The organism is Bradyrhizobium icense, from assembly GCF_001693385.1.
GTDB classification, from domain to species: Bacteria; Pseudomonadota; Alphaproteobacteria; order Rhizobiales; family Xanthobacteraceae; genus Bradyrhizobium; species Bradyrhizobium icense.
In genome coordinates this window covers 7,862,088-7,880,549 of the sequence record NZ_CP016428.1, presented here as the reverse complement: position 1 = coordinate 7,880,549, position 18,462 = coordinate 7,862,088, and the positions used below count along the sequence as shown (strand labels likewise).

Annotated in this window: 16 protein-coding genes; 12 read left to right on the top strand and 4 right to left on the bottom strand. The window is 63.7% G+C overall.

Annotated features, from left to right (window positions below; translation table 11 throughout):
* Window positions 1-148 precede the first annotated feature (148 nt).
* The 10 genes from ugpB (at window position 149) to LMTR13_RS36495 (ending at window position 11,154) form a co-directional block, all read left to right on the top strand.
* Window positions 149-1,459 carry a sn-glycerol-3-phosphate ABC transporter substrate-binding protein UgpB gene (gene ugpB, locus LMTR13_RS36540; protein ID WP_418219744.1) on the top strand — a complete coding sequence of 437 codons (1,311 nt, stop codon included), beginning with the start codon at window positions 149-151 and terminating at the stop codon, window positions 1,457-1,459.
* Window positions 1,460-1,604: 145 nt separating this feature from the next.
* Entirely contained in the window at window positions 1,605-2,558 is a 954-nt protein-coding gene (locus LMTR13_RS36535) for an aminoglycoside phosphotransferase family protein (RefSeq protein ID WP_065731969.1), read from the top strand.
* 229 nt (window positions 2,559-2,787) lie between these two features.
* Entirely contained in the window at window positions 2,788-4,410 is a 1,623-nt protein-coding gene (locus tag LMTR13_RS36530; protein ID WP_065731968.1) for an ABC transporter substrate-binding protein, read from the top strand.
* Window positions 4,411-4,536: 126 nt separating this feature from the next.
* A complete protein-coding gene (locus tag LMTR13_RS36525; protein WP_065731967.1) occupies window positions 4,537-5,550 on the top strand; it encodes an ABC transporter permease in 1,014 nt (337 codons plus the stop codon).
* A 9-nt stretch (window positions 5,551-5,559) separates the two neighbouring features.
* Window positions 5,560-6,459 carry an ABC transporter permease gene (locus LMTR13_RS36520; protein WP_065731966.1) on the top strand — a complete coding sequence of 300 codons (900 nt, stop codon included), beginning with the start codon at window positions 5,560-5,562 and terminating at the stop codon, window positions 6,457-6,459.
* Window positions 6,460-6,565: 106 nt separating this feature from the next.
* Window positions 6,566-8,359, top strand: coding sequence for a dipeptide ABC transporter ATP-binding protein (locus tag LMTR13_RS36515; protein WP_065733267.1), 1,794 nt, complete (start codon window positions 6,566-6,568; stop codon window positions 8,357-8,359).
* Between the two features lie 96 nt (window positions 8,360-8,455).
* A complete protein-coding gene (locus tag LMTR13_RS36510; RefSeq protein WP_418219743.1) occupies window positions 8,456-8,641 on the top strand; it encodes a DUF4089 domain-containing protein in 186 nt (61 codons plus the stop codon).
* Between the two features lie 7 nt (window positions 8,642-8,648).
* Window positions 8,649-10,049 (top strand): AtzE family amidohydrolase, encoded by a 1,401-nt coding sequence (locus LMTR13_RS36505; RefSeq protein WP_065731964.1) that lies wholly within the window; start codon window positions 8,649-8,651, stop codon window positions 10,047-10,049.
* The gene (hpxZ, locus tag LMTR13_RS36500; RefSeq protein WP_065731963.1) at window positions 10,049-10,453 is read left to right on the top strand and encodes an oxalurate catabolism protein HpxZ; all 405 of its coding nucleotides are present in this window, start codon (window positions 10,049-10,051) and stop codon (window positions 10,451-10,453) included. The genes LMTR13_RS36505 and hpxZ overlap by 1 nt, the downstream gene beginning before the upstream one ends.
* Window positions 10,450-11,154 (top strand): GntR family transcriptional regulator, encoded by a 705-nt coding sequence (locus LMTR13_RS36495; RefSeq protein WP_057841251.1) that lies wholly within the window; start codon window positions 10,450-10,452, stop codon window positions 11,152-11,154. Before hpxZ ends, LMTR13_RS36495 begins: the two co-directional genes overlap by 4 nt.
* Before the next feature lie 65 nt (window positions 11,155-11,219).
* Here LMTR13_RS36495 and atzF read toward each other — a convergent pair whose 3' ends face one another.
* Window positions 11,220-13,028 carry an allophanate hydrolase gene (gene atzF, locus LMTR13_RS36490; protein ID WP_065731962.1) on the bottom strand — a complete coding sequence of 603 codons (1,809 nt, stop codon included), beginning with the start codon at window positions 13,026-13,028 and terminating at the stop codon, window positions 11,220-11,222.
* A gap of 207 nt (window positions 13,029-13,235) precedes the next feature.
* Window positions 13,236-13,664 carry a MarR family winged helix-turn-helix transcriptional regulator gene (locus LMTR13_RS36485; protein WP_083219369.1) on the bottom strand — a complete coding sequence of 143 codons (429 nt, stop codon included), beginning with the start codon at window positions 13,662-13,664 and terminating at the stop codon, window positions 13,236-13,238.
* 233 nt (window positions 13,665-13,897) lie between these two features.
* Here LMTR13_RS36485 and LMTR13_RS36480 point away from each other — a divergent pair, with 233 nt between their 5' ends.
* Complete coding sequence (locus LMTR13_RS36480; RefSeq protein ID WP_065731961.1) at window positions 13,898-15,760, top strand: feruloyl-CoA synthase; 1,863 nt, start codon at window positions 13,898-13,900, stop codon at window positions 15,758-15,760.
* A 4-nt stretch (window positions 15,761-15,764) separates the two neighbouring features.
* Here LMTR13_RS36480 and LMTR13_RS36475 read toward each other — a convergent pair whose 3' ends face one another.
* Window positions 15,765-16,292 (bottom strand): MarR family winged helix-turn-helix transcriptional regulator, encoded by a 528-nt coding sequence (locus tag LMTR13_RS36475; protein WP_065731960.1) that lies wholly within the window; start codon window positions 16,290-16,292, stop codon window positions 15,765-15,767.
* Between the two features lie 112 nt (window positions 16,293-16,404).
* Between LMTR13_RS36475 and LMTR13_RS36470 the strand changes: the two genes are divergently transcribed.
* Window positions 16,405-17,628: an ABC transporter substrate-binding protein gene (locus LMTR13_RS36470; RefSeq protein WP_197520969.1), complete on the top strand. Its 1,224-nt coding sequence runs from the start codon at window positions 16,405-16,407 to the stop codon at window positions 17,626-17,628.
* Window positions 17,629-17,876: 248 nt separating this feature from the next.
* Here the strand turns inward: LMTR13_RS36470 and LMTR13_RS36465 are convergent, their stop codons facing one another.
* On the bottom strand, window positions 17,877-18,407 hold the full coding sequence (locus tag LMTR13_RS36465; RefSeq protein ID WP_083219367.1) for a MarR family winged helix-turn-helix transcriptional regulator: 531 nt from the start codon (window positions 18,405-18,407) through the stop codon (window positions 17,877-17,879).
* Window positions 18,408-18,462 lie beyond the last annotated feature (55 nt).

Here is an 18,462-nt window from a genome sequence, read left to right as displayed (position 1 = left end):
GGGTTATCCCCATTAGCCGGCTGCAATCTTTAATTGTGCGTTGCGGTGATGCCGGCGGATTGAAACCGTGGTTGCAGGGATTTATGAGGACGGCGAACGGGCACGTCGCTCGCGCGGCAGAGCGGGGTAATCACCGGTGAAACTGGCCTTGAGGTTCTTGCAATTCGCAGCACTCGCCGCCGTGGCGCTTGCGTCTCCGGCCAAGGCCGCCACCGAGATCATGTGGTGGCACGCGATGTCGGGGGAGCTCGGCAAGCAGCTCGAGAAGCTGGCGGCCGATTTCAATGCGTCGCAGTCCGACTACCGGATCGTGCCGACCTACAAGGGCAATTACACCGCGACGGTGACGGCGGCGATCTTCGCATTCCGATCGCGAAGCCAGCCGGCCATCGTTCAAGTCAACGAGATCGCCACCGCAACCATGATGGCGGCCAAGGGCGCGATCTATCCGGTGTTCGAATTGATGCGCGACCAGTCGGAATCGTTCTCGCCGGAGGCGTATCTGCCGGCCGTGACCGGCTACTATTCCGACGTCGCCGGCAACATGCTCTCGTTCCCGTTCAATGTCTCGACGCCGATCCTCTACTACAACAAGGATCTGTTCCGCGCCGCGGGCCTGGACTCCGAAGTAGCGCCGAAGACCTGGGCCGAGATCGGCGCTGCGGCGAAGCGCCTGCGTGCGGCGGGTTCGCCCTGCGGGCTCACCACATCCTGGCCGTCCTGGGTCCATGTCGAGAATTTTTCCGCATTTCACAATCTGGCGCTGGCGACCCGGGCCAACGGCTTCAGCGGACTAGATGCCGAGCTGACCTTCAACAAGCCGGACGTGGTTCGGCATATCGCGCAACTCGCGGAATGGCAGGCGACGAAAATTTTCGACTATAGCGGCCGCGGGCAATCGGCCGAGCCGCGTTTTCAGAAGGGCGAATGCGCCATCTTCATCGGCTCGTCGGGGACACGCGCCGACATCAAGGCCAATTCGAAGTTTGAGGTCGGCTACGGCATAATCCCGTACCGGCCTGAAATCGCCAGTGCCCCGCAAAACTCGATCATCGGCGGCGCCACGCTATGGGTGCTGCGCGACCGGCCGCGCGCCGAGTACACCGGCGTTGCGCGATTCTTCGCCTATCTCTCCAAGCCCGAGGTTCAGGCCGCCTGGCACCAGAACACCGGTTATCTGCCGATCACCCGCGCCGCCTTCGACCTCACCCGCGCGCAGGGCTTCTACGACCGCAATCCCGGTGCTGCGATCGGAATCGAGCAGATGACCCTGAAGCCACCGACCGAGAACTCGAAGGGAATCCGGCTTGGCTCCTTCGTGCTGATCCGCGATGCCATCGAGGACGAGCTGGAGCACGTCTTCAGCGGCAAGCGCACCGCGCAGGCGGCACTCGACGCAGCCGTCGAGCGCGGCAACCGCCTGCTGCGCCAGTTCGAGCGCGCCAATCCGGACCGGTAACCTCCCCGCCGCCACTACGAGCGAAGCGAAGCAATCCATCTATCCCCGCGCTGAGGTATGGATTGCTTCGCGGAGCCTGTCATCCGGCGGCGCTGCGCGCCGACCGGGTGGCTTGCAATAACGACAAACAAGGTTCATCGCCACCATGACCGCATCACTGCCGGCATTCACAGATTACGAGCCCTTCCGCGCCTGGCGCGCCGATCCGGCGCAATGGCTGCCGATCGCGCGCGATATCGCCCGCGGCCACGGCCTGGCGTGCACCGCGCCCCACATCTTCTCCACCGGCACCAATCTCGTTCTTGCCCTCGACGAAAACCTCATCCTCAAAATCTTCCCGCCATTTCTTCGCGCCCAATTCGTCTCGGAACGTGGCGCACTGGCGCAGCTTCACGGGCGGCTTCGCATAGCAATCCCCGAAATCGTGGCCGAAGGCGAGCGTGATGGATGGCCATATCTCGTCATCACGCGGCTATCGGGCGTGTTGGGCGAGGATGCCTGGCCATCGCTGCCGGAAGCGGACAAGGAGCGTCTGCTTGCACAAATCGGCGAGACCATCGCCGAGGTGCAGCGCGTTCCCGTCGGGCCGCTCGCCTCGGTCGAGCCGGGCTGGGACGTCTTCATGCGCGGACAGATCGAAGGATGCCAAGCCCGGCACGCGCGTCTCGGATTGCCGCAGAAATTTCTCGATGTGCTGGACGAATTGCTGCGCGATGCGCCCTCGCTGGTCGCGCTGGAGGGGCCAGCAGTGATCCTGACCGGCGAATACATCCCGGAAAACTTCTTGCTGAGCCGCGACGGTTCGGGTTGGCGGCTCGCGGGGCTGATCGATTTCGGCGACGTGATGACGGGCAGGCGCGAGTATGACCTGCTTGGCCCCAGCGCCTTCATGACCGCGGGCCTGCCACGGCGGGTGCGAAGCCTGTTCGAAGGTTTTGGATACTCTGCGGTGGATATCACCCCCGACCTGAAGCGGCGGCTGATAGCGCTGATGCTGCTGCATCGGTTCAGTGATCCGGTCAGGGCAGTCTGCATCGAGGGGTGGCAGGAGAAGGCCGCGGACCTCCATGAATTGCAGGATTTGCTCTGGCCGATTTGAGGGCCGCACAGCAAGTGAAGCGCTCAAAATATCTGCATATAAAATGGGCAAATCTACCTCTTTGTATGCAATTCGCTAGGGTGTCGCATCCCCGGTCGCCATTTGCTGCTGGTGCATTCGCCAGCAGCATCAATGAGTTGGCGTGAAAGAAAGCTTTCCTTAAGGGTTGGCACGAACCTTGCGATGCCAGTTCCAAAGCCGTTTTCCCTCAGGCGTTGGAGCATCACCCATGAAGCGTCGCGATTTCCTCAAATCCGTGTCGGGGCTGGCGGCTGCCGGCGCGCTCACGCCCGCGCCGGCGATCTGGTCCTCCGCCAAGGCGCAGGCGCGGTCGGAGACGCTGCTGATCGTCTCGGAAAGCGGGCCCAACAATCTCGACATTCACGGCGTCGGCACCAGCGTGCCCGGCTATGAGGTGTCGTGGAATTGCTACGACCGCCTGATCAGCCACGAGATGAAGAGCGGTCCCGGCGGCGTGCCGTATTACGACCGCGACAAGTTCAAGCCCGAGCTCGCCGAGGACATGAAGGTCGGCGACATGTCTGTGACCTTCAAACTGAAGAAGAACGCGAAATTCCATGACGGCGCGCCGGTCACGGCAAAGGACGTCAAGTGGTCGCTCGACCGTGCCGTCAGCGTCGGCGGCTTTCCGACCTTCCAGATGGGCGCGGGCTCGCTGACCAAGACCGAGCAGTTCGTGATCGTCGACGACAACACGGTGCGCATCGATTTCGCCAAGAAGGATCGCCTGACCATCCCCGACCTCGCGGTCATCGTGCCCTGTGTGGTCAATTCGGAGCTGGTGAAGAAGAACGCCACCGAGAAAGATCCGTGGGGTCTCGAATACACCAAGCAGCAGACCGCGGGCTCGGGCGCCTACAAGGTCGTGAAGTGGACCGCCGGCACCGAAGTCATCATGGAGCGCAACGACGCCTGGGTCGGTGGTCCCTTGCCAAAGGTCAAGCGCATCGTATGGCGTATGGTGCCGCAGGCCGGCAACCGGCGTGCACTGCTGGAACGCGGCGATGCCGACATCTCCTACGATCTGCCGAACAAGGATTTCGTCGAGCTGAAGGACAACGGTAAGCTCAACATCGTCTCGGTGCCGTATTCCAACGGCGTCCAGTATATCGGCATGAACGTCAAGATTGCGCCGTTCGACAACGTCAAGGTTCGCGAAGCCGTCGCTTGCGCGATCCCCTATCAGAAGATCATGGATGCGGTGCTGTTCGGCCTCGCCAAGCCGATGTTCGGCGCGGCGGCGGACAAGGCGACCGAGGTCGCCTGGCCGCAGCCGACCAAATACGTCACCGACATCGCCAGGGCCAAGGCCTTGCTGGCTGAGGCCGGCTATCCCAACGGTTTCGAGACCACGCTGTCGTTCGACCTCGGCTTTGCCGGCGTCAACGAGCCGCTCTGTATTCTGGTGCAGGAGAGCCTGGCGCAAATCGGCATCAAGACCACGATCAACAAGATCCCCGGCGCCAACTGGCGCACCGAACTGAACAAGAAGGTGCTGCCGCTCTATACCAACGTGTTCTCCGGCTGGCTCGATTATCCCGAGTATTTCTTCATCTGGTGCTACGACGGCAAGAACTCGATCTTCAACACCATGAGCTACCAGTCGAAGGCGATGGACGATTTCATCCACGGTGCCGTCGACGCCGCGGCCATCGGCAACACCGCGAAATACGACTCCGATGTGAAGGGCTTCGTCGACCTCGCCTTCAAGGACATCCCGCGCATTCCGCTGTATCAGCCCTACGTCAACGTCGCGATGCAGAAGAACGTATCGGGCTATCAATACTGGTTCCACCGCAGGCTCGATTATCGCGCGCTGGTGAAGGCGTGAGTTGGCGAATGGTGACTGGCGAGTAGCGAATAGGGAGTAGCGAATGGCAAAGGACGACAGTTTCCAACTATTCGCCATTCGCTGTTCGCTATTCTCGTGCGCCAAGCGAAGCGCGGAGCACAACCCATGCTGACCATGATCGGCAAGCGGTTGATGTTTGCGATTCCCTCCCTGATCGGAGTCGTGATCGTCACGTTCCTGCTGACGCGCGCGCTGCCGGGCGATCCCGCTGCCTATTTCGCGGGACCCGCGGCAAGCAAGGAAGCCATCGAGCAAATCCGTAAAAAACTCGGCTTCGACAAGCCGCTGATCGAACAGTTCTTCCGTTACACCAACGATCTCGCGCATGGCGATTTCGGTACCTCGCTGACCACGGGCCAGCCGGTCGCCACCGAAATCCGGAACCGCTTGCCGGCATCCGCCGAGCTGACGCTGCTCGGCCTCATGGTCTCGATCGGAATCGCGATCCCACTCGGCGTGCTCGCTGCCACGCGCCCAGGCTCCTGGATCGACCATCTCTGCCGGGTCACCACGACGGCCGGCGTGTCGCTGCCGGTGTTCTTTACCGGCCTCGTGCTGGTCTACGTGTTCTATTTCCGGCTCGGCTGGTCGCCGGCGCCGCTCGGCCGGCTCGACGTGTTTTACAGCGCGCCGCCGACCGTGACCGGGCTTTACCTGATCGACGCCCTGATCGCGCGCGAGTTCGAGACGTTCCGTTCGGCGTTGAGCCAGTTGATTTTGCCGGCGGCGACGCTGGCGATCTTTTCGCTGGCGCCGATCGCGCGCATGACGCGGGCCTCGATGCTGGCGGTGCTGGCGTCCGATTTCGTGCGCACCGCGCGCGCCAGCGGCTTGTCGCCCTCCACCGTGATCGTCACCTACGCGTTCCGCAACGCGATGCTGCCGGTCATCACCACGCTCAGCATGGTGTTCTCGTTTCTGCTCGGGGCCAACGTGCTGGTGGAGAAAGTGTTCGCGTGGCCCGGCATCGGCTCCTACGCGGTGGAAGCGCTGATCTCCTCGGACTTCGCGCCGGTGCAGGGCTTCGTGCTGACCATGGCGGTCATGTACGTGCTGCTCAATCTGGTCATCGACATTCTCTACGGCGTGATCGATCCACGGGTCCGGCTCGAAGGGTGAGGTTGTAAGATGAGTAGTGTTGCGCCTGCCGTTGAACCTGCCGCTCCCGCGCGCACGTCAGGCGTCGCCGCGATGTTGGAGCATACCCGCTACGTGCTCGGCGAGAACCGCGTCACCGCCTTTGCCTTCGGCTTGCTCGTCATCATCCTGTTTGCCGCGATCTTTGGCCCCTACATCGTTCCCTACGATCCGCTTGCCAGCGATACCGCCGCGGCGCTGAAGCCGCCGTCGGCGGCGCACTGGTTCGGCACGGACCAATTGGGCCGCGATATCTTCAGCCGCGTCATCGTCGCCACAAGGCTCGATACTTTCATCGCGGTCGCCTCGGTGGCGCTGGTGTTCCTAATGGGGGGACTGGCCGGCATCGCCGCCGGCTATTTCGGCGGCTGGACCGACCGCATCGTCGGACGCATCGCCGATACCATCATGGCATTTCCGCTGTTCGTGCTGGCGATGGGCATTGTGGCGGCGCTCGGCAACACCGTGCAGAACATCATCATCGCCACCGCGATCGTGAACTTTCCGCTTTATGCCCGTGTGGCCCGCGCCGAAGCCAATGTCCGCCGCAACGCCGGCTTCGTGCAGGCGGCGCGGCTGTCCGGCAATGGCGAGATGCGGATCCTGCTGGTGCATATCCTGCCCAACATCATGCCGATCATGATCGTGCAGATGTCGCTGACCATGGGCTACGCGATCCTCAACGCCGCCGGCCTCTCCTTCATCGGCCTCGGCGTCCGGCCGCCGACGGCGGAATGGGGCATCATGGTCGCGGAAGGCGCCACCTTCATGGTGTCGGGCGAATGGTGGATCGCGCTGTTCCCGGGCCTTGCGTTGATGATCGCGGTGTTCTGCTTCAACCTGCTCGGCGACGGCCTGCGCGACATCGTCGATCCGCAGCGGAGGACGTGATGGCTGATTCAGGCTTTGCTCGTCTTCGCCCCCAAGGGAATGCGACAGGAATGCTGACCGTTCTACTTTGCATGGGGTTGTTTTCGAGATTTTTGCGGAGGTCGTCATGACGGCCCAGCCGCTGCTCGATGTCCACGACCTCACCGTCGAATTCACGACCCGCCGCGGCATCGTCAAGGCGGTGCAGCACGTCAATATTTCCGTCGCCAAGGGCGAGACGCTCGGCATCGTCGGCGAGTCCGGTTCCGGCAAGTCGGTGACGTCCTATGCGGTGATGCGGATCCTCGACCGCGCCGGCAGGATCGCCGACGGTTCGGTGATGTTTTCCGGCATCGACGTCAAGGCCGCGACCGAAAACGAGATGCGCGATTTGCGCGGCCGCGAAATCTCGATGATTTTCCAGAACCCCCGCGCGGCGCTGAACCCGATCCGGAAAGTCGGCGACCAGATCGAGGACGTGCTGCGCCAGCATGTGCAGAGCGCAGCGAGCGACCGCGGCGAGAAGGCGATCGAGGCGCTGGAGCAGGTCAAGATCGCCCGTCCCCGCGAGCGCTATCACGCCTATCCGTTCGAACTGTCGGGCGGCATGTGCCAGCGCGTCGTGATCGCGCTGGCGCTGGCCTGCAATCCGCAGCTTCTGATCGCGGACGAGCCGACCACGGGCCTCGACGTCACCACGCAGAAGGCGGTGATGGATCTGATCGTCGAACTCACCAAGCGCCGGCACATGTCGACCATCCTGATCACGCATGATCTGGGGCTCGCGGCCGCCTACTGCGACCGCGTTGTCGTGATGGAGAAGGGCCGGGTGGTCGAAACCGCCAAGTCGGCGGATATTTTTGCAAATCCCGAGCACGCCTATACGAAAAAGTTGATGCGTGCGACGCCGAGGATTGGGGTGTCGCTGCGGGATTTGTTGCCGGAGGAGGAGGTCCCTGCCTCTCCCCGCACGCGGGGAGAGGCCGTCGCACGAAGTGCGGCGGGTGAGGGGGACTCTCCGCGGACCGTACTCGCTGATGGAGCCCCTCACCCCGACCCTCTCCCCGCGAAGGGCGGGGAGAGGGAGCGACCCCTTCTCGCCGTCGAAAAGCTGGTCAAGGAATACCCGCGCCAGGGCGCAGGCGCGGTGCTGTCAAAACTGTTCTCCCGCAAGCCGCCGGTGGAGGCGGAAGTCTTCCGCGCCGTTGACGGCATCAGCTTCACTGTCGGTCACGGCGAGAGCGTCGGTCTGGTCGGTGAATCCGGCTGCGGCAAATCGACCACGTCGATGATGGTGATGCGGCTATTGGACCAGACCTCCGGGCGCATCGTCTTCGATGGCGAGGAGATCGGCGCTATCCTGCCGCAGGCCTTTGCGCGGTTGCCGCTACGCAAGAGCATCCAGATGGTATTTCAGGATCCGACCGACAGCCTCAACCCGCGCTTCACCGCGGCACGCGCCATTGCCGATCCGCTTCTGCAACTCGGCGACATCAGGGGACGCGACGCGCTTCGCGCCCGCTGCGAGAAGCTCGCCGGCCTGGTCGGCCTGCCCGTCGATCTGCTCGATCGTTTTCCGCATCAGCTATCCGGCGGCCAGAAGGCGCGCGTCGGCATCGCGCGCGCGATTGCGCTGCATCCGAAACTGGTGATCCTTGACGAGCCGACGGCGGCGCTCGACGTCTCCGTGCAGGCCGTGGTGCTCAATCTGCTGCAGGACCTCAAGCAGTCGATGGGCATGAGCTATTTGTTCGTGTCGCATGATCTGAATGTGGTGCGTTTGCTGTGCGACCGTGTCATCGTGATGCGGGCGGGACGAATCGTCGAGCAAGGCTCGTCGGAACGGGTGCTCGGCGATCCGCAGGACGCTTATACAAAGGAATTGCTGACGGCGATCCCGCATCCGCCGTTGCCGGTTTAGTTGTCATGCCCCGCGAAGGCGGGGCATCCAGTAATCACCGCCGGTGGTTACTGGATCGCCCGGTCAAGCCGGGCGATGACCAAGAGGGAGAGAGCCGTGACGACTGAAAATCCCCTGGACGATTACATCGACGCCGTCGCCAAGGCGCTGGCGCTGCCGGTCGAGGAAGCCTGGCGTCCCGCCGTGCGGGCCAACCTCGAAGTGTCGCTGAGGCTGGCGGGGCTGGTCGATGAATTTCCGCTGCCGGACGAGACCGAGCCGGCCAGCGTCTACACAGCGTGACAAGGCCATGACCGCAAACACTGACGGGCTTTCGGCCCAACAAATCGCGCAGGCTGTCGCAGGCGGCAAGCTATCCGCAATCGACGCGACCGAAGCCGCACTGGCGCGGATCGCCAAACACGATTCCGTGCTGAACTCGTTCACCGACATCACCGCGGATCGCGCGCGCGCGAAAGCCCGCGCGGTCGATGCCGCCATCGCCGCCGGCCAGAACGTGGGACCGCTCGCCGGCGTGCCGTTCGCGGTGAAGAACCTGTTCGACGTGAAAGGCCTTCCCACCCGCGCCGGATCGAAGATCAACCGCGATCTTGCAGCCGCGCCGCGCGACGCCACGCTGATCGAACGCATGGAAGCGGCCGGCGCCGTGCTGGTCGGCGCGCTCAACATGGGCGAATACGCCTATGACTTTACCGGCGAGAACGTGCACGACGGCCCGTCGCGCAATCCGCACGATCCGACGCGGATGACCGGCGGCTCGTCGGGCGGCTCGGGCAGTGCGGTCGGCGGTGCGCTCGTTCCGATCGCGTTGGGATCGGACACCAACGGATCGATCCGCGTGCCCTCGTCGTTCTGCGGCATCTTCGGCCTCAAGCCGACCTATGGCCGCCTGTCACGCGCCCGCTCGTTTCCCTTTGTCGCAAGCCTCGATCATCTGGGTCCTTTGGCGCGCAATGTCGGCGACCTCGCGCTGGCCTATGATGCCATGCAGGGGCCGGATGCCGATGACGCAGCCTGCAAGACGCAGCCGGTCGAACCGGTTACGCCGCAGTTGGCCCAGGGTATCGATGGCCTGCGGATCGCGGTGGCCGGCGGATATTTTCAGAAAAACGTCTTTCCGGAAGCGGTCGAGGCGGTGGCGCGCATCGCCAAGGCGCTGAACGCGACCAAGACGGTCGAAATTCCCGAGGCCGCGCGCGCCCGCGCCGCGGCTTATGTAATCACCACGACCGAGGGCGCGTCGCTGCATCTCGATCGCCTGCGCAAGCGTCCGAACGATTTCGACCCCGCCGTGCGCGACCGCCTGATCGCCGGCGCCATGGTTCCGGCACCGCTGGTAGATCGCGCACAGAAATTCCGCCGCTGGTATCGTGCAAGGGTGCTGGAGCTGTTCAAATCGGTCGACGTGATCATCGCGCCCGCTACCCCCTGCATCGCGCCGAAACTCGGGCAGGTGACCTTCACGCTCGACGGCGTCGAACTGCCGGTGCGCGCCAATATCGGCATCCACACCCAGCCGATCTCGTTCATCGGCCTGCCGGTTGTTGCCGTTCCCGTTCCGCTGGAGCCGATGCCGATCGGCGTGCAGATCATCGCGGCACCCTGGCGGGAGGATATCGCCCTGCGTGTCGCGCACGCGCTGGAGCGGATGGGCGCCGCCGCAGCACCTGCGCCGAGAGGATTATCGTGATGGAGATCGATCTTCCCGACGTGCTCGCCGAAGTCACCGCGCAATTTGCGCGCTACGAAAAGGCACTGGTGTCGAACGACGTCGCGGTACTGGACGAGCTGTTCCGCAACGATCCCCGCACGCTGCGCTATGGCATCGGCGAAAATCTCTACGGCTATGAGGCCATCATGGCATTCCGCGCCGCGCGCTCGCCGGTCGGGCTGATGCGGCGCACCGACAAGACCGTGATCACGACCTACGGTCGCGATACCGCCGTCGCCTCCACGCTGTTCTATCGCGACGGCGCGCCGGGCAGGGTGGGACGGCAGATGCAAACCTGGGTGCGGTTTCCCGAAGGTTGGAAGATCGTCGCGGCCCATGTCAGCATCATCGACGAGCCCAAGCAAACGGATCAAAAGACATGAGTCTGGAAGATCTGCCGGAAGCCACGGTTCGCCGCGTCGATCGCCCTTCGTCGCAGCGGGACAAGGTCACGCGCGCCGAGGAATTGCGGCTGCAATTGGCCGACGAGATCGTGCGCGGCGTGTTGCCGCCGGGATCGGCGCTCGATGAGACCGATATCGCCCGGCGCTTTGCCGTGTCGCGCACGCCGGTGCGCGAGGCGCTGCGGCAGCTCGTGGCAAGCGGCCTTGTGGAAGCCCGCGCCCATCGCGGCGCGGTGGTGGCGCAGCCCTCGCTGGACCGCCTGACCGAAATGTTCGAAGCGATGGCGGAGCTGGAAGCGCTGTGCGCGGGGCTCGCCGCCGAACGGATGCCGCCTGGGGACCGCCAGAAACTGGAGGCGATCCACGAGGAGTTGCGGGTGCTGAGCCATGCCGGCAATCCCGAACGCTTTCACGCCGTCAACGAGCGCTTTCACAACGCGATCTATGCCGGCTCACAGAACAGCTACATCGCCGAGATGACGCTGGCCACAAGGGTGCGCGTCCAGCCGTTCCGCCGCGCCCAGTTTCGCAATCTCGGGCGGCTGGCGAAATCTCATGCCGAACACGACCGCGTCGTGGTCGCGATCATGCGCGGCGACAAGAGCGGTGCGGCGGCGGCGATGCGCGCGCATATCGAACTGGTGCGCGGGGAATATGAGATTTACGCGGTGTCGGTATAGATTCTCTCAGCATGCGTTCCCCGGACGCAGCGTTGCACGCCGCGCCGCGTCCGGGACACGAGGGGTTACACCGCCGCCTTCTCCGCCATGAATGCGCGCCAGCCGCCGAATGTGGAAATATCGCGCGCGCCGTTGACGGCAATGGGCTCGACCAGAAATCCCTTCACGCCGCGACCGTCGATCAGCCGTATGGTGCCGATGCCGAGCGGCGGCGGGATGGCGGCGACGAATTTGCCGAACGCTGTCGCCGACAATGCCCAAAGCTCGAGCTTGATCGAACTCCCGGTGCCCGCGTCGACGCGCAGCATGCCGGGCTTCGGCGGCACCGTGTCGAGCGCGTAGAGTTTGTAGTCCGATGCGGTCGCGGTTGCCTCGAGCAGGCGTCCGCCGAGCGCCTGCAATTCGCCATTGAGCGCCATGCCGGAGAGATGTGCGCCGACGACGGCGATGGTGATTTCATCTCCGCTAACGGCTGCCGGCAATGTAGCGAGCGGGGGCTGCGTCAGGCCCTTGGCTCCCAATTTCAGTTTGGTATCTGCATGAAACACCCGCCCGATGCTGGCGAGCTGCGCGTCGCGTCCCGCAGGCGCCAATAGCGTGATGCCGAACGGGATGCCGTCGGGACGCATGGATGCCGGCAGCGCCAGCCCGCAGAGATCGAGCAAATTCACAAAATTGGTGTAGGTGCCGAGCCGGCTGTTGAGCTTGATCGGATCGGCCAGTACCTGCGCGGTCGAATAGGCGGTCGGCGCCGTCGGCAGCGCCATCGCATCGAAATTGGCGAAAGTCCGCTCGGCCGTGCGCCGCAGCGCCTGCAGCCGATAGAGCGAGGCGAAGGTATCGGCAGCGGTCAGCCGCGCGCCGGCTGCGGTGATCTCGCGCGTCACCGGATGGATCGAATCCGGCGATGACGCGAGGAGATCGCGGATGACAAGGTATCGCTCGGCGACCCACGGGCCCTCATAGAGCAGCCGCGCGGTTTCATAAAAAGGTTCGAGGTCGAATTCGACCAGCGTGGCGCCAAGCTGCGCCCAGCGCTCGATAGCTTCGCCATAGGCTCTCTCGGAGGCGTGATCGCCGAAGAAGATCAATTGGTCATTACGCGGCACGCCAAGCCGGAGTGTTTCGGGAAATGCCGACATCGGTCCGAGCGGCCGGTCGCGCGAATACGGATCGGCGCTGTCGGGTCCTGCCATCGCAGCCAGCGCGGTCATTGCGTCGTCGACGGTGAGCGAGAACACCGAAATGCAGTCCAGCGTGCGGCAGGCCGGGACAAGCCCGGCATTGGAGATCAGCCCGAGGCTCGGCTTCAGCCCGACGATGTTGTTGAGCATCGCCGGCACGCGGCCCGAACCCGCAGTGTCGGTGCCGAGCGCCAGCGGCACCAAACCGGCGGAAACCGCGACCGCCGATCCCGAACTCGATCCGCCCGGCACGAGATCGGCGCGGATCGGATTGACGGGAATGCCGTAGGGCGAGCGGGCGCCGACCAGGCCGGTCGCGAACTGGTCGAGATTGGTCTTGCCGATGATGATGGCGCCGGCCGCGCGCAGTTTTGCCACCGCCGTGGAATCCTGCGCGGGCGAATAGGCGAAAGCCGGACAGGCCGCCGTGGTCGCTAAGCCCAGCGCGTCGATATTGTCCTTCACCGCGACCGGAACGCCGAAAAGCGGAACCGCTGCCGCATCTTTCGAAGTCAGAGCTTCGGCCTCCGCCAGCGCATCATTCTCATCGCGCAGGCTGATGAACACGGCGGGATCGTTATGGTCGCGGATGCGCTGATAGCTGCGGGCGACGGTCTGCGCCGGGGTCATGGTGCCGGCGCGGTGCGCGGCAACAATGTCGGCAACGGTTTCAGGCGTGTCGGACCCCATGGCAGCAAAACTCCAGCGAGCAAAGGTTGGTGGGAGTGAAGCAAGCGATGTGCCATTGTGTACAATGGCTCGGTCCGGTCGGTATTCATCGATAATAATGTAATTTCATATATTTATGATGCGACCGAGCATGCGCTGCATTCCCGCTACCAACGCGTGACTGCCTAAAATTTAGTCGGTCTAGCCCAAGGCAGGGCGATGCCGCGATCAGGTGAAGGCGGCAAGAATCTGCAGCAGCCGCTCCCGGTTCTCCTTGCCGATCTTCTCGGCCACATGGCGCTCATGTTCGGCGGCAAGCCGCTTGAACTGCGCCAGCGCCGTCCGGCCGCGCGCGGTCAGGTGCAGCGCGTGGGAACGCCGGTCGGTGGCGGACTTGACGCGGCTGACGAGATCGCGTCGTTCGAGACTGTCCAGCAGGTGCACCAGCCGGGCGCGCTCGATGCCGAGCCGTTTTGCAACTGCCATCTGGCTCAGGCCAGGGTTGGCGCCGATCACCGTCATCACGGAATACTGTGTCGGCCGGATATCGACGGCGCCGAGCGTGCGGATGAAATCCTGAAAAATCCAGATCTGGAAGCGCCGCACCGCATAGCCGGCGTGGCCGGCTAGCGCGTCGAGGCCGATTTCGCCGTTCATTAGATCGCCGTGTGCGTTGCCATTTTCACTTCGCGTGCGGCCCAGCCGCGGCCGGATACCAGCGCGTGACTTGGCAATTCGTGACTTGGCAATTCTGGGTGCCTGACTGTTCCTCGCCATCGTTCCCTTCTAGCGCCTCGCGCGGTCAAGGGGAAGATTGTTGTTGACGACAACAATTGTTGTGCTCAACATTGGCGTCAAGCCAGCCCTTTCGAGGTGGCAGGAGGAAGCCCATGACCATCGCCGCCATCAGCGGTGTCGATTCCCAACGTCTTTTCGCGACGCCCGCGATCGTTGCTGATCGCCGGACCGATGGCAGCATCTTGGTGAGGTCGACCACGCCGCTGCGGCCGAGTGCGCGCTGCATCGGCGATTGGCTGGAGCATTGGGCGCGGCAGGCGCCGGACCGGATCTTTCTCGCCGATCGCGCCAGCGTTGATACGCCGTGGACCACCGTCACCTACAAGGATGCGTTGAAGCAGGTGCGCTCGGCCGCCGCCTGGATCCTGGCGCAAGGGCTAAGCGCCGAGCGTCCCCTCGTGATCCTGTCCGACAACAGCGTCGAGCACGCGCTGTTCGCGCTCGCCGCTCAGCATGTCGGCGTGCCCTCGGCCGCGATCTCGCCGGCCTATTCGCTGATGTCCAAGGATTTCGACAAGCTCAAGAGCATGATCAAGCTGCTCGAGCCCGGCGCGATCTATGTTTCCGGCACAAAACCGTTTGCCGCGGCGCTGGCCGCGATCGCGCCCCTACATTCGGCCATCATCGTCAGCGGCGGTGCGGGTGACGACAGCGCGATCTGCTTCCGCGCCATCGCGACGACACCGGAAACGCCTGACGTCGAAAAGGCCTTTGCGGCGATCACGCCGGATACGATCGCAAAATTCCTGTTTACGTCAGGTTCGACCGGAACGCCGAAGGCCGTGATCAACACCCAGCGCATGCTGACATCGAGCCAGCAGGCCAAGGCGCAGACCTGGACATTCCTCGAAGATGGCCGCGAGGATCTCGTGATCCTCGACTGGCTACCGTGGAGCCACACCTTCGGTGCCAACCACAATTTCAATCTGGTGCTGCGCAACGGCGGCACGCTCTATGTCGACGGCGGCAAGCCGGCGCCCGGATTGTTCGCGACCTCGCTCGCCAACCTGCGCAGCGTGATGCCGACCGTTTATTTCAATGTGCCGCGCGGTTTTGACATGTTGATCGCGGCGCTGCGCGGCGACGACGAGTTGCGGAGAAAGTTCTTCAGCGAGGTGAAGTTCGCTTTCTACGCCGGCGCTGCGTTGCCGCAGAATCTCTGGGACGCGTTGGAAGAACTCTCAATCCAGACCGTCGACCGTGCGTTGCCGATGGTGTCGGCCTGGGGCTCGACCGAAACCTCGCCGCTCGCCACCGATTGCCATTTCCAGGCCAAACGCTCCGGCAATATCGGCGTGCCGATCCCGGGCACCGAGTTGAAGCTGGTACCCTCGGGCGACAAGCTGGAGGTGCGCGTGCGCGGCCCGAATGTCACGCCCGGTTACTGGAAGGCGCCGGAATTGACCGCGCAGGCGTTCGATGCCGAAGGCTATTACCTGATCGGCGATGCCGTGACCTTTGCCGATCCGGCGCGTCCCGAACTCGGGCTGTTCTTCGACGGCCGCGTCGCGGAGGACTTCAAGCTCAATTCCGGCACCTGGGTCAGCGTCGGCACCTTGCGCGTCGCCGGCATCGCCGCGCTGGCGCCGCTGGCGCAGGACATTGTCGTGACCGGCCATGGCGGCGACGAGGTTCGCTTCCTGGTGTTTCCGAACATCGCGGCCTGCCGTGCACATGCCGGCTTGCCCGACACTACCGACGCGAAGGACGTGATCGGTCACGAGAAGGTTCGTAGCGCAATCGCGCAGGGCCTTGCGAAACTGAAGGCGCAGAGCGGCCACTCGTCCGGCCACGCGACGCGGGCGCTACTATTGGCGGAGCCAGCCTCGGTTGACGGCGGCGAGATCACCGACAAGGGCTATATCAATCAGCGCGCCGTGTTGACGCGGCGCGCGAGCGCAGTGGCAACACTGGACGACGACGCCTCGGCCGAATGGATCGCCTGCGCCGGCTGAAACGCTAGGCGCCTCGGGACGCCGCGTGCTTGTGCGCCTCGACCAGCCGCACCAGCATCTGGAGAAATGCGGTCTGCTCGCTCTTGCTGAGCGCGGAAAGCGTCTGCGCATTAAAGCTCTCGCCAAGCCGGCTGGCCTCGTCAGCGCGCCTCTCGCCCGCAGTGCTGAGGCTGAGCTCGACCGCGCGCTTGTCCCGCACGGATCGCTTCCGCTTCAAGATGCCGGTCTCCTCCATCTGTGACAGGATTTTCACGAGGTTTGGGAGCTGCATTTTCAACACGGCGGCTAGTTCGCTCTGCGTCACCGTCTTGTTGTCCCGCACCGTAACCAGGATGGCATATTCAAGCGGCGAAAGTTTCAAGGACTCGAAATAGGGATAAAACGCCTCGAAGTTCTCCAACTGCAGGATCCGGATCATGAATCCCGGCGTCTGCTGCAGCGCGGTGAGATCGAGCTTTCGCGCCGAGTCCGGCTCGGCCGGTCTGGCCGACCCGTTGCCCTTGCGCGTCGAAACTTTGGCGATTCTTCCCATGGGCAATAGCTCGCACGGCACCACGTGAATTGACAATCCTCAAAATACTTATAAGTTATAAGTAATTTCGAAGTGGTCGCGAAGACCGCCTTTTCCATACAGGAGGGAATGCATGCGACCGTTTTTTCGCACAGGAATGCTCGTTGCCGCGCTCGGCGGCATGTTTGCCGGCGCTGCCCACGGCCAAGCCCAAGCCCACGACCGCGTCCGGATCGGCGTGCTCAACGACCAATCGGGCGTGTTTTCGACGTACCAGGGCATCGGCTCGGTCATCGCCGCGCAGATGGCCGTGGAGGATTATGGCGGCAAGGCTGCCAGCAAACCGGTCGACGTCATCACCGCCGATCATCAGAACAAGACCGACGTCGGCGTCGGCATCGCGCGGCGCTGGTACGATACCGAAAGCATCGACGCCATCTTCGACCTGCCGAACTCGGCGATTGCGCTCGCGGTTGCCAATATGAGCGAGCAGAAGAACAAGGTCTTCATCGGCTCGGGCGCCGGCACCGCGCTTCTCACCGGCGAGAAATGCACGCCGAATACCGTGCACTGGACCTACGATACCTATGCCTATGGTCGCGGTCTCGGCAAAGCGGTGGTCGCCCAAGGTGGCAAGAAATGGTTCTTCCTGACCGCCGACTACGCCTTCGGCCACGATTTGGAGAAGCAGGCGATGGAAGGCGTCAAGGCCTCCGGCGGCGAGGTGCTCGGCGCCGTGCGCCATCCGCTCGGCACCGCCGATTATGCTTCCTTCTTGTTGCAGGCGCAGGCTTCGGGTGCCGACATCGTCGGCGTGGCGAATGCCGGCGACGACACCATCACCTCGATCAAGCAGGCGGCGGAGTTCGGGCTGACGCAGAAGCAGAAGCTGGTCGGATTGATCCTCGGCATGAACGGCATTCCCGCGCTCGGCCTGAAGGCGGCGCAGGGCGCGCAGATCATGAATCCGTACTACTGGGATTTGAACGACGGCACGCGCGCTTTTGCAAAACGGTTCGCCGAACGCCATCCGCAAAAGAATTATCCAAACGACATGCAGGCCGGCGTCTATGCTTCGGTGCTGCATTATCTGAAGGCCGTCGACAAGGTCGGCGGCGCCACCGACGGCAAGGCCGTTGTCGCGGCGATGAAGGCGATGCCGACCGACGATCCGCTGTTCGGCAAGGGAACCATCCGCGCAGACGGGCGTAAGATTCATCCGCTGTTTCTGCTCGAGGTGAAGAAGCCTGACGAATCCAGCTCGAAATGGGACCTGCTGAAGGTCGTCGCTACTATTCCGGGCGACCAGGCGTTTCGTCCCGAGAGCGAGGGCAACTGCCCGCTGGTCAAGAAATGATCTGACCGGCGGCGGTCGGCAGCAACCGGCCGCCGCTGAAAATCATCTTCGACGCTTGTCGTATATGTTGCCAAGGCAACTAATTTGTGCGAGCGTGTTTTCAATAGGCGGCCGATCGCAGAGCGCAGAGCGCGGAGAGTGCCGGGTCGCACAGGGAGAAACGGATGTTCGGGCGTGTCGGATCGTCACGACGCAATGCGATGTCGCGTGCGCAGTGTGGTGGCCGCGGGGCGGCTAATAGGCGCCGCTCAGCTCCGCGTATCGACCTCGCCTGCGCCTTTCACGGCGTCGAGATTGCCGTGCACCCGCAGCAGCAGCGCGATCAGGGTCTCCCGCTCCGGCTTGCTCAGGCAGGAGAGCAGGCGGCGCTCGCGTTCGAGCGCAACCGCGATGACCTGGTCATGCGTGGCATAGCCCTTCGGGGTCAGCGAGATCGAATGGGTGCGCCCATCTTCGCGGTCGGCCCTGATGCTGACCAGCCCGCGTTCCTCCATGCCGGCCAGCGTCCGGCTCACTGGTCCCTTGTCGAACCCGATCACGTGGCAGATCCGCGCCGCGGAAATTTCCGGCTCGATTGCGAGCAGCGACAGGATTCGCCATTCCGTGACGTTGACCCCGAAGCGCTTCTGATAGACCACGGTCGCGCTGCGCGACAATTTGTTGGCGATGAAGGTGATGAGGGCCGGAACGTAACGGTCGAGGTCGAGCACCTGTTCGGCCCGTCCGGTCCTGCCTGCCGCGCCCGCACGGGGGGCGCGCGCCTGTCTGTTCCTGCTCATGCTTTTCCGACGCTGCTCCAGCGTTCCAGACATAGATACAGCGCACACCGCTCTG